General features: G+C 41.5%; 17 protein-coding genes and 2 tRNA genes. 4 read left to right on the forward strand and 15 right to left on the reverse strand.

The genetic code is table 11. The features are described 5' to 3' along the window. Together PHF79_02860 and PHF79_02865 are read left to right on the forward strand one after the other, a co-directional pair. Positions 1–401 (forward strand): hypothetical protein (locus tag PHF79_02860; protein ID MDD5318734.1); only part of this gene is annotated, 401 nt, incomplete at its 5' end. A gap of 46 nt (positions 402–447) precedes the next feature. After that, positions 448–951 carry a hypothetical protein gene (locus PHF79_02865; protein ID MDD5318735.1) on the forward strand — a complete coding sequence of 168 codons (504 nt, stop codon included), beginning with the start codon at positions 448–450 and terminating at the stop codon, positions 949–951. 10 nt (positions 952–961) lie between these two features. On the opposite strand, the gene PHF79_02870 is transcribed toward PHF79_02865, so the two are convergent. The 3 genes from PHF79_02870 to PHF79_02880 are packed head-to-tail and all read right to left on the reverse strand — an operon-like array spanning position 962 to position 2,610. Beyond that, positions 962–1,738 carry an undecaprenyl-diphosphate phosphatase gene (locus PHF79_02870; protein ID MDD5318736.1) on the reverse strand — a complete coding sequence of 259 codons (777 nt, stop codon included), beginning with the start codon at positions 1,736–1,738 and terminating at the stop codon, positions 962–964. A 35-nt stretch (positions 1,739–1,773) separates the two neighbouring features. Next, positions 1,774–1,956, reverse strand: coding sequence for a hypothetical protein (locus PHF79_02875; GenBank protein ID MDD5318737.1), 183 nt, complete (start codon positions 1,954–1,956; stop codon positions 1,774–1,776). A gap of 36 nt (positions 1,957–1,992) precedes the next feature. Further along, on the reverse strand, positions 1,993–2,610 hold the full coding sequence (locus tag PHF79_02880) for an NAD(P)H-dependent oxidoreductase (protein ID MDD5318738.1): 618 nt from the start codon (positions 2,608–2,610) through the stop codon (positions 1,993–1,995). A 51-nt stretch (positions 2,611–2,661) separates the two neighbouring features. On the opposite strand from PHF79_02880, the gene PHF79_02885 reads away from it, so the two are divergent. After that, entirely contained in the window at positions 2,662–3,261 is a 600-nt protein-coding gene (locus tag PHF79_02885) for a VTT domain-containing protein (protein ID MDD5318739.1), read from the forward strand. Positions 3,262–3,284: 23 nt separating this feature from the next. On the opposite strand, the gene mscL is transcribed toward PHF79_02885, so the two are convergent. Both mscL and PHF79_02895 read right to left on the reverse strand, forming a co-directional pair. Next, on the reverse strand, positions 3,285–3,686 hold the full coding sequence (gene mscL, locus PHF79_02890) for a large conductance mechanosensitive channel protein MscL (GenBank protein ID MDD5318740.1): 402 nt from the start codon (positions 3,684–3,686) through the stop codon (positions 3,285–3,287). 138 nt (positions 3,687–3,824) lie between these two features. Next, a complete protein-coding gene (locus tag PHF79_02895) occupies positions 3,825–4,010 on the reverse strand; it encodes a hypothetical protein (GenBank protein ID MDD5318741.1) in 186 nt (61 codons plus the stop codon). 152 nt (positions 4,011–4,162) lie between these two features. Here PHF79_02895 and PHF79_02900 point away from each other — a divergent pair, with 152 nt between their 5' ends. After that, a complete protein-coding gene (locus tag PHF79_02900; GenBank protein MDD5318742.1) occupies positions 4,163–4,366 on the forward strand; it encodes a helix-turn-helix transcriptional regulator in 204 nt (67 codons plus the stop codon). Here PHF79_02900 and PHF79_02905 read toward each other — a convergent pair. From PHF79_02905 to PHF79_02950, 10 genes are all read right to left on the reverse strand, one after another. Continuing rightward, the gene (locus tag PHF79_02905; protein ID MDD5318743.1) at positions 4,335–5,480 is read right to left on the reverse strand and encodes a quinone-dependent dihydroorotate dehydrogenase; all 1,146 of its coding nucleotides are present in this window, start codon (positions 5,478–5,480) and stop codon (positions 4,335–4,337) included. The genes PHF79_02900 and PHF79_02905 overlap by 32 nt on opposite strands. A 4-nt stretch (positions 5,481–5,484) precedes the next feature. Then, on the reverse strand, positions 5,485–5,619 hold the full coding sequence (locus tag PHF79_02910) for a hypothetical protein (protein MDD5318744.1): 135 nt from the start codon (positions 5,617–5,619) through the stop codon (positions 5,485–5,487). A gap of 62 nt (positions 5,620–5,681) precedes the next feature. Continuing rightward, entirely contained in the window at positions 5,682–6,170 is a 489-nt protein-coding gene (locus PHF79_02915; protein MDD5318745.1) for a pyridoxamine 5'-phosphate oxidase family protein, read from the reverse strand. A gap of 46 nt (positions 6,171–6,216) precedes the next feature. Then, positions 6,217–6,290 (reverse strand) — tRNA-His (locus PHF79_02920). A 592-nt stretch (positions 6,291–6,882) separates the two neighbouring features. Further along, the gene (locus tag PHF79_02925; protein MDD5318746.1) at positions 6,883–7,410 is read right to left on the reverse strand and encodes a cob(I)yrinic acid a,c-diamide adenosyltransferase; all 528 of its coding nucleotides are present in this window, start codon (positions 7,408–7,410) and stop codon (positions 6,883–6,885) included. 13 nt (positions 7,411–7,423) lie between these two features. Continuing rightward, entirely contained in the window at positions 7,424–8,257 is an 834-nt protein-coding gene (locus PHF79_02930) for a DUF3298 domain-containing protein (GenBank protein MDD5318747.1), read from the reverse strand. 31 nt (positions 8,258–8,288) lie between these two features. Next, positions 8,289–8,373, reverse strand: a tRNA-Leu gene (locus tag PHF79_02935). A gap of 7 nt (positions 8,374–8,380) precedes the next feature. Beyond that, positions 8,381–9,061, reverse strand: a complete 681-nt coding sequence (locus tag PHF79_02940; protein MDD5318748.1) for a hypothetical protein — start codon at positions 9,059–9,061, stop codon at positions 8,381–8,383. A 79-nt stretch (positions 9,062–9,140) separates the two neighbouring features. Next, positions 9,141–9,569 carry a 50S ribosomal protein L19 gene (gene rplS, locus PHF79_02945; protein ID MDD5318749.1) on the reverse strand — a complete coding sequence of 143 codons (429 nt, stop codon included), beginning with the start codon at positions 9,567–9,569 and terminating at the stop codon, positions 9,141–9,143. Positions 9,570–9,583: 14 nt separating this feature from the next. Continuing rightward, the coding region (locus tag PHF79_02950; GenBank protein ID MDD5318750.1) for a hypothetical protein at positions 9,584–9,763 on the reverse strand (180 nt) is incomplete at its 5' end.

Consider the following 9,763-nt stretch of genomic DNA (forward strand, 5'->3'; position numbering starts at 1 on the left):
AGACTAGGAAAACCACAACGAGCAGCCTTGCCAAAATAATTTTAATCACCCCCCTGGCCCTTATTAGTGCCGTGCCTGTTTTTGCCGGCAGTGCTTCAAGCCCCAATTTAAATTCGGCCACCAAAAAAGCTTGCCTCTCAACTGCTTTATCCGTACGCAAAGTTTCTCTCCAAACAGCCCTCGATAATCGCAAGGTAGCTCTAAATACAGCCGTCGCCGCCCGGAAGCTGGCTATTTCTCAGAGTGAATCCCTGACCGGAAGCGTTAAAAAGGCAGCGGTCAAAGCAGCTTGGTCAGACTTTTCAAGTACCCGAAAAGCTATTATGGACACCTACCGCGCAAGTCGAAAAACTGCTGCAAACGCCTACACGGCAGCTAAAAAAGCCTGTAAAAATACCTAGTCCGCAATATTTTTGATTGCTTATTTTTTGTTGTTATAATACGAAGATGCGACTTCAATCCCACATTATTGCCGGAGCCGTCGGAGCGGCAGCCACCTTCACCCTATGGGAATATCCCTATCAGGCCCTCATCTTTTTTGTTGCCTCTTTTATGATTGATGCCGATCATTATTTGGATTATCTTTGGAAATCAAAAGGGAAAGATTGGAGCCCGCAGAGAATGTTTCGGTACTATGATTATGTAACTGAAAATCGTTACGACACTAGAGCTTTGGGTTTTAGTCTGCTCCATACTGTAGAACTTTTTGTCCTCGTTTATCTGCTGGCCGCCTACGTTGAGCCCGCCTTCTTTTTGCCAGTCCTGGCCGGCATGGCATATCACATGATCTTTGACATGATATGGCTGACCTACCACAAAATTCCCTTTGCCCGAGCCTTTTCTATCATTGAATACCACGTCCGCAAAAAACAAAAACATATTGACGGACACAATGTTGACCATTTTTACAAAGAGATGTTTGAAAAATCGGAAAAAAAATTCAGAGTCTGAAGCAAAAAATCTATCTAAAAAATAGCCAGAAAAAGAAAAGAGAAATTACAATCCGATAAATACCGAAGGCAATAAAATTGTGCCGCTGAATGTAGGCCAGAAGCCATTTAATACTGAGCAACGCAACCACAAAGGAACTGACAAAACCAACAAGCAAAGCCAAGGAGTCTGAGGAATGAAAAGCGATTGGGTTTTTATAAATATCTAAAGCTGAAGCGGCAATCATTGTAGGGACGGCCAAAAGAAAAGAAAACTCTACAATCGTTTTTTTACTAATGCCTACCAACCTACCGCCAATGATAGTGGCGGCTGAGCGCGAAACACCCGGAATGACAGCGATAGCCTGGGCAAGCCCCACTACCACTGCCTGACCGTAGGTTACTTCCGACACTGAAGATTCTGCTTCCTCTGGTTTTTTTCCAAAATATATTTCAAATAAAATAATCACGATACCGCCAATAAGCAAAGACCAGAGCACCACCGTGTCGTTGCCGATCAGGTATTGTTTAATCAGTTTGTAAAGAACCAAGCCAATAATAGCCGTAGGAATAAACGCCGCGAGAATTTTTTTCAAAGCTTGAAAATCACCCATCACTCGACGGCCATAGACCACCAAAACTGCCAAGATGGCCCCCAGCTGAATAATGATTTCAAAACTTTTGACAAAATCTGTCTGCAAAACCCCCAGCAAGCGGCTGGCCAAAATCAGGTGTCCGGTGGAAGAAATAGGTAAAAATTCTGTAAAGCCTTCCACTATGCCAAGGATCAAAGCATGCAAAGATGTCATAAAAAATTATTGAAAAAAATTAAAAATCTAAATAATTAAACCACAAAGAAATACATCACCACTACCAGAAAAAGTCCGAGGATAAAGTAGTTAATCAACATCTGGACCTGTTGTTGCTCTTCCATTGTTGACTTCAGGTCGTTGAAAATTCTTTTTTGAGATTTGATCAAGTCTCCAGTACTTTTTACATCATCACTTTCATTTTCCTTGAGATTCATGAAGAAAAGTATAGCAAATTTTTTTAGCTATGGCTTCTATTTAAAATCGAAAAGGTCTTCCTTTGCAAAACGAACCTTGGGACGGATGATATCTTCTGCCGCTCGGTAACCAATAGGTAGAAAAGCAATAGGCTGCTGATCCGGTCCAAAACCAATAATTTCCTTGACGGCCACAGGGTCAAAACCCTCCATTGGACATGAATCAACATCTAGCTCTGCACAGGCGGCTAAGGCAAAGCCAAGAGCAATAAAACCCTGGTTGGCTGACCAAGACAGCGCCTCTTCGGGTTTCATTTTTGCTGCAAAACCTCTGAGCATGGCTTCATAATCTTTCATGGCTATTTTGATTTCAGGATTGCCAGCCGAAGCCGTTTCTACATACTGGTCCACCCGCCCGGAAATATTACTAAGACTAGAAAAAACCAAGAGATGAGAGGCCGATGTAATTTGCGGCTGATTCCAAGCTTTTTCTTTGATTTTGGCCCGGAGTTCTGGATCCGTGATGACGGTGACGTGGAAAGGCTGGATCCCAAAAGAGCTGGGGGCTAGATGGATGGATTCCAAAATCTTGCCCAAAGTTTCTTCGTCTACCTTCTTGTTGACGTCAAAGTTTTTTGTGGCGTAGCGCCAGCCGAGGTTTGAGATAAATGACATTTTTACTTAAGTTAATTTTAAATTGGCGTGTGACGTATTATACTACATATCATGTTCTACGGTATCGCATCGTCGCTTTCCCCCTACTTTCTAAACCTGCTGCTCGAATACAAGTATTTTATCCTTTTCCCCATCCTAGTCATTGAGGGGCCTATCGCCACTGTCTTGTCCGGTATTTTAGCTTCTCCAGACTTCGGGGTTTTTAACTTGTATTTTCTGTATCCATTTGTAATCTTTTCCGATCTCGTTGGAGACACTTTGTACTATTGTATCGGACGCTATGCCGGAGAGAGGGCCATCAAAAAATTTACTGCTTGGCGAGGCGTCAAAACGGATTATGAACAAAACCTAAAAAATTATTTCAAAAAATACGGAGGGGTAAGCTTAATTATTTCAAAGGTCAGCCACGGCCTGGGCTGGCCCATGATGGTCGCCGCCGGAAGTGCCGAATATTCTTACCGCAAATTTTTAGGTTATATTATTCCGACTAGCATTCTCAAATCAGCTGTCCTGATCGGCATAGGCTATTTTTACGAAGAAGACGCTTCACGGATTGTGGCTTATGTAGGGACCACGGCCACTGTCATTACGGCTGTGGTTATCGTCCTGGCGGTAATTATTTATTTTATCCAAAAAAAGAAAAGTCCATAGATAAAACCTCGGATCCTAGAATCCTACTTTAGCTGAATAGTGCAATGAGCACAACGAGTAGCCTGAATAGGAATTTCACTAAAACATTCCGGACATTTTTTATTGGTGGGATCAGCTGGTGGTGACTTTTTCATCCGAGAAGTAAGAGTGTTGATAGGCACCACTACAAAAAAATAAATAGCGACTGAAACAATAAAAAAGGAGACGGCGGCATTGATGAAGTCTCCATACATAAACTTGCTGCCATTGAGGCTAAAAGTCAGCGAAGAAAAATCTGGCGCTTTGAAAATAGCGGCGATAAAGGGAGTCAAAATGTCTTTGACCAAAGCGGTGACCACCGTTCCAAAAGCCGCTCCTACCGTGACCCCGACCGCCAAATCCACCACATTTCCACGTAAGATAAACCGTTTGAAGCCGTTTAACATAATAGAAGTATTGTACCATACAACCATAAATAAAGGGTTTTTAGGTAAAATAAGTTATCCACAGGTATAGCATTGCCTATTGCAATTATTTGCAAGTAGATATATACTGTAGACAGGTTAAATAATTTTTTTGAAGGTTTAAACAACCAAAACAAAAGAATATAGCACAAACCCAAGAAAGGACTCCTTATGAGTGAGACCGATAAAATCCTTTTGGAAAGAAACCGCAGGCAAATCGAGATTGCCAAATCTGACCCACTCAATCAATGGACCGCAGGCGAAGAAGTCGGTCACTCGCCGACAAACAGCGACTGTGTCCTTCATTTCATTGAGCATGGTGGGGCAGAGGCATTTGCTCGAGAACAACAAGGCGGAGCATAATCATTTGCTCCGTGAGGACTGTTAGGGCGAGTCAAGCACCCGCCCTAATATTTTGCTAAAAAAATAGCGTACCAAAATTAAAATAATCCGAAATTATGAAATCATTTTTCCGTGCACTACTGAAACAGGGCAAAGATATTAAATGGCTTGCCAAAGAAATCGGGGTCACCACCCAGTCTATTTATTCTTGGAAGACAGGCAAAAGCAAACCCAAGACAGGTCATATGCAAAAAATGGCAAAAGTCCTAGACATGGATATCGATAAAATCATTGATGATTTTTATACGGATAAGAAATAGCATCTACGCCAACTGCCTCTGAAATATTTTTAAAACCATCTCTCTCAAGCAGCTCCACCAATCCCCTATTTATTTCTCCGACTAGTTGAGGTCCTTCAAAAATCATCCCAGTGATGAGCTGAACGAGTGAGGCTCCAAGACGGATTTTTTTATAGGCATCTTCAGCTGAAAAAATACCGCCGCAACCTATTAAAATAAACCTGCTGCCTTCCTTTTTATAAATATAGGCTAGGAGTTTATCAGAAAGTTCCTGAGCGGGCTTGCCGCTGACCCCTCCAACATTCGGTAAATTTTGATCTAAGATCTGCGGATTGTTTCTCTTTTTAGTAAGATTTGTACATATGATGCCGTGCACTCTATGCCTACGAGCCACATCGAGCAAAGCGTCCACCTCATCAAAAGTAAGATCGGGAGATAATTTTATAAAAATCGGTTTTTTTGTCTCAATCTCATCAACAGTCTTTAGTAGATATTCCAGCTTATCAGGTTCAACAAAAGGTTGCCCGCCTTCGGCGTTTGGGCAACTGATATTTAAGGTGAGATAATCACCGATATTCAAAAAAGCCTTGAAGGCCTTGGCATAATCTGCGACGGCTTTATGGATATCCAGATTTTCCTTGCAATTGGTCATGGCCACACTCACTCCGAGTTTATTGGAAAACTTTTGCTTGGCCAGCTTTTTAGCCACTTTTTCTGAACCGTCATTTTTCAAGCCATAATAGACCAACAATCCCTTTGATTTTAACATTCTCCACAAACGGGGCTTCGGATTGCCCGCACACGGCTCCCCTGTGATGGAGCCTACTTCCTCAAAACCAAAACCGACGGAAGGCAGAATGGAGGCGAGGTCAGCATTTTTATCAAAGCCGGCAGCGAGACCCACTGGGTTTTCAAAAGTCATCCCCAAAATGTTCTGGGTGAGCTTGGGGGACGCATAAAAAAAGAACGCTCGCGTGACCCCTCGACTGAAAGCAAATTTTCCTAAAAAGGCTCCCCAAAAAGTCATACTGTCATGAATTTTTTCTGGATCGACTAGAAAAAACAAAGGCTTGAGAAGCCTTGTGTAAAAAAACCTAAAACTAGAATTTTTTATTTTGACTAACTGATTTTTCACTCCTTTATTTACTCTTGTTAATATTTTGCCAAAGCCAAAAACCCACTAGAATAAGATCAGCGAGAACGACGAGCCAAGTGACAATACCCAGCATACCGACTACGCTTATAGGTGATCCATATCCGTATCCGTACATCATAATGTTTAGATTAAATGATTAATGACTGCATTATAGCACAGGTCCTTGCTAGGGACGGAAAATCATGCTCGGCGGGGCAATATGTAATGGTAGTCCCTCGACAGTGACTTAGGATAGTCATGGTCGTCTAGGTTCATAAAATTCAGCTGCTGCGGAATGACCTTGAAGACAATAAATTCCTCTGGCTTATTTTTTGATTGGAGGCGCTTGAGATCTTTTATGGGAACAACCTTAAGTTTATTTTTTTTATGCAGCGCAAATATAGCTTTTGTGGCATTCTCTTTCTGCTTTCCATAAACAATATGGGCGTGGCCGCGCAATTGAGCTGAAATATGTTTTGGCCCAGATCCGATAACCATTGCCACGTTATCATTTTTCAGTAAATTCAAATATTTATCTGTACTTTTGGTCGTGATAAAAAAGAAGCTCAACTTGTCATCTATGACATAGTATATGGTCGAGAGGTATGGCAACCTCTGATGAGTGGTGGCTATTACCGCGGTGGTGTTCTTTTTTAAAAAGTTCACCAGCTCTTTCTCTATACTCTGCATACTGGCATTATACTACGGACAATTTTTGTATCAACATCAAGTGATTTGGGGTGACCACTGGGAATTGAACCCAGATTTTCGCTGCCACAGAGCGAAGTCCTACCATTGAACGATGGCCACCATGCTATTTGCTACCCAAAGCTTTATTTACAAGCAAAATAAATCTTTGTTTTTCCATACTATCATGATGCACAAGAAAATGACAATTATGGCAAAGCCAGGCCAAATTTTCTAATTTATTATTAGCATGACTGTGGTCTATGTGGTGTACAGCCAGTATTCTAGAATCTTTAGTTCTACACAAAAGACACGTCTCTGGAACTTTATTTCTTTTTAGAATACTTCTATAGACGTACTTACCGTGTACCCAATTGGCGTGTTTTGTTCCTATAAACTCCGTATTTCTCCATTTAGTCTGACAAGATTTTGAACAAAAATATTTTTTACTTTTGGAATGTTCTAGGGCCTTTTTTGACTTGTATACTTCCTTGTTACATATGTAGCAATCAACTATTTTACCAGTTCTTCTTCCTAGATGCTGACAGACGGAAGAACAGTAACGTCCATAGCCTCTACGAACCCAAGAGGGTTTGGCATAAAAATTTTTTCTACAAATTTTACATTTAACTATTGGCACTTCTTAACAGTAACAAGTCTATAAAAAAAGTAAACTAATGCTGCTGTGGAATACATCCACAAGCGACCCTACAACCTACCGATAACTCGGCGGTTCCTCTGTTATACCAGATAAATGGTTGGTAAGTCTAGCAAGAGCGTAGAGCAGAGAAGAAAGTCTGTTGAGATATGTCAGGGTTTCTGGAGAAATTTTTTGAATATTTTCATCGTGTACTCCGACCACTCTCCTCTCGGCTCGCCGCGCCATCGTCCTGGCGGTATCAAAAAGGGCGGCGAGCCGAGTACCGCCGGAAATAAAAAAAGTGGTGATAGGTGGAAGCTCCTTTTCAATTGTACCGATCATTTCCTCAGTCTTTTTTATTTTTGAAATATCGAGGTGTTTTTCAGCCCCAGCCACTTCGGCCTGAATGATAAAAAGATTTTGCTGGACCTCCTCGATAATAGCTGCAAATTTTTGATCGGATTCCACCTTCACTAATCCCAAAAAAGAATTAATCTCGTCTAAAGAACCGAGGGCTTCAGCCACGGTGGAGCTTTTTGAGATCCGCTGATCACAACCAAATGTTTTGGTGGTTCCATTATCTCCCTTGCCTGTATAAAGCATTTTTGAAAAAAATTTATTTATAAAATGGGGCTAGCGGACCATTTATATCGTACAAATATTTAAGGTCGTCGTAGGAGATGGTGATCTCCTGTACTCCCAATGAATACGGCGCCACCTGGTACTCATTGAACACGATCCGTAATCCGGCAGAAGTGATAAAGAAAACATCAAAATTGTCGGCGTCTGGAGAAGCCCCTTGCTGAATAGTATCCATGTTGGCATCTTGGCCAAGCTTGTTTTGAAGAGCCTGGATTGAAAACTCAGACAGACGAGACAAATATGAAACATCTGGCACAAAAAGTGATTGCAAGGTAATTTTTTCCCCAGTTTTAGTATTGTAGTTTAAAGAAACCACTTCATGACTAGGATGAGCCGCGCCGGCCGAATAAAATGACTGATCAAGCTGAATAGAAAGAATATTTTGATTGGCATTTTTGTACACCACCTCAAAATCAATAGTGACGCTGCTGGTGCTTGGCTCGTTTGTAACATCAGAGGCTGAGGTTTTGAAATCTGAAACGGCAGCATCAATTGTCTGGGAAATGTCTTGATTAATTTTTTGGGACACTTGATCTTGACCGGCAATACTCACCACGGGCTTTGAAACCGAAATATTTAGATGGTCAGCGGAATCCAGCTCTTGAGTCTGAGCTGAAACCACCCCAATGTCTCCCGCCGAAGAAGTGGCCACCTGAGAAAAAATGGTTCCAGCAGTCGAAGTGCCATTGCTTTGGAGTTTGCCAAAATGAAAAGCTCCCGGACCCGAAAGAAAAACGTAGATTAAAGCCGCCAAGGCAATGGCTACAAAAATAACGATCAGATTACCTCGATCTTTTGGAGTGGACATGCCGTAAGTATATCACGGTCAAAGTTCAAAATGGTGCGCGAGAGAGGACTTGAACCTCCACGCCTTTCGGCATACGAACCTCAATCGTACGTGGTTACCAGTTACACCACTCGCGCATAATATCTAAATATAACTTTGCTGTTGTTTTTCCTCAATAGCTATAGCTCTTTCTATTTTAAGTCTCTTTCTAGCTAAACAATTGACTAAGCGAGTGTAATACATTTTTTTGATAATTTCCAGTGCTTCTTTTTTGGCATATTTTAGCTGGTAGGTGACACACTCTTTGCTGTTGACCACGTGCCCCACTACCCCGAGTTGCTTATTTAGCCTTTTACGAATCCACTCCATATGCATTCTACTTGCAGAGATAAATTCTAAATAAAACATATGACTAGATTTCCATCTTCTGTCCCAATATGAATAAAAAGTGCCATCTCCATCATAACTACCTCTCAAAAAATCATAGAAGTAATTATCAGGTATTTTTATTTCTCCGATAGTTTTTGACTTATTTGGTGTAAAGCCAATACCTAAAAGAAATCTGTAAAACAGGATATCCCCAAACTGGACACGGAAAGCTGTTTTGGTGTTAAATTTGTGTGAGGTTTTTCCAATTTTAATATCTCTAATTTTAAATACCTTTAGAAAGGTTTTTATTTGATCAAGATCTGTGGACACAAAAGAAATGTGTCTGCCATCTGGTGATAAATTTCCATCTGAAGCAAGCAGCCCAAGACCATACACAAAATCAGCTGACCATTTTATATTTATTTTTCCTTTTGGTTTTGGTCCCCTTTTACACATACGACAAGAATACCTCAAGGGAATAGCGATTACCAATTAATAAAACAAAAAAACCACCAACGTGGGATTTTCTAACTTACTACGCTGCCACTTCCGAAGAAACTTCATCTTCAGCTACTTCTTTTGCTGCCTTGGCCGGTGCTTTTACTCGAATCTCCGCCATTTCTATTTTCATACGCTTGCTGATTTCTTTAGCGGCTTGATTGCGAATATAGTAAAGCTTTGAGCGGCGCACTTGAGCGTGCTTGGTCACTTCTACTTTATCAATCAAAGGAGAATAGAGTGGAAAGATTTTTTCAACACCGTAGCCGCCAGAAACTTTGCGGACAGTAAAAGTAGCTCCGGCTTCGGTGCCGTGTTTGCGGGCAAGGACTAGACCTTCAAAAACCTGCAAGCGAGTCTTGCCTTTTTCTTGAATTTTCTGATAAACCTTGACGGTATCTCCGCTTTTCATAGCGAGACTTTTGCGTTCATCGCGGTCAAGAGTGGATAGTGTTACGGCTGCCATATGTGGGTGCTACTTTAGCACACGACCTCAAAATCCGCAAGCGCCTGCTTAAAATCCTTTGGAAAAGGGGCCTCTACTGTCTTTTGGACCCCATCAGCCAGCATAAATGAGATTGAGCGGGCATGTAGGGCCAAGCGATCAAAGCCTAAAAGGTGGGTAGCCTTGAGATTTTCAGGCGCATATAAAGGATCGGC

The sequence above is a fragment of the Candidatus Paceibacterota bacterium genome, assembly GCA_028714275.1.
Taxonomy (GTDB): domain Bacteria; phylum Patescibacteriota; class Minisyncoccia; order Phycocordibacterales; family CAINVO01; genus CAINVO01.

Excerpts from the sequence above, each read along its gene's own strand:
- PHF79_02865 (MDD5318735.1), top strand. The coding sequence starts at position 448 with ATGCGACTTCAATCCCACATTATTGCCGGAGCCGTCGGAGCGGCAGCC.
- PHF79_02870 (MDD5318736.1), bottom strand. The coding sequence starts at position 1,738 with ATGACATCTTTGCATGCTTTGATCCTTGGCATAGTGGAAGGCTTTACA.
- PHF79_02875 (MDD5318737.1), bottom strand. The coding sequence starts at position 1,956 with ATGAATCTCAAGGAAAATGAAAGTGATGATGTAAAAAGTACTGGAGAC.
- PHF79_02880 (MDD5318738.1), bottom strand. The coding sequence starts at position 2,610 with ATGTCATTTATCTCAAACCTCGGCTGGCGCTACGCCACAAAAAACTTT.
- PHF79_02885 (MDD5318739.1), top strand. The coding sequence starts at position 2,662 with ATGTTCTACGGTATCGCATCGTCGCTTTCCCCCTACTTTCTAAACCTG.
- mscL (MDD5318740.1), bottom strand. The coding sequence starts at position 3,686 with ATGTTAAACGGCTTCAAACGGTTTATCTTACGTGGAAATGTGGTGGAT.
- PHF79_02895 (MDD5318741.1), bottom strand. The coding sequence starts at position 4,010 with ATGAAGGACACAGTCGCTGTTTGTCGGCGAGTGACCGACTTCTTCGCC.
- PHF79_02900 (MDD5318742.1), top strand. The coding sequence starts at position 4,163 with ATGAAATCATTTTTCCGTGCACTACTGAAACAGGGCAAAGATATTAAA.
- PHF79_02910 (MDD5318744.1), bottom strand. The coding sequence starts at position 5,619 with ATGATGTACGGATACGGATATGGATCACCTATAAGCGTAGTCGGTATG.
- PHF79_02915 (MDD5318745.1), bottom strand. The coding sequence starts at position 6,170 with ATGCAGAGTATAGAGAAAGAGCTGGTGAACTTTTTAAAAAAGAACACC.
- PHF79_02925 (MDD5318746.1), bottom strand. The coding sequence starts at position 7,410 with ATGCTTTATACAGGCAAGGGAGATAATGGAACCACCAAAACATTTGGT.
- PHF79_02930 (MDD5318747.1), bottom strand. The coding sequence starts at position 8,257 with ATGTCCACTCCAAAAGATCGAGGTAATCTGATCGTTATTTTTGTAGCC.
- PHF79_02940 (MDD5318748.1), bottom strand. The coding sequence starts at position 9,061 with ATGTGTAAAAGGGGACCAAAACCAAAAGGAAAAATAAATATAAAATGG.
- rplS (MDD5318749.1), bottom strand. The coding sequence starts at position 9,569 with ATGGCAGCCGTAACACTATCCACTCTTGACCGCGATGAACGCAAAAGT.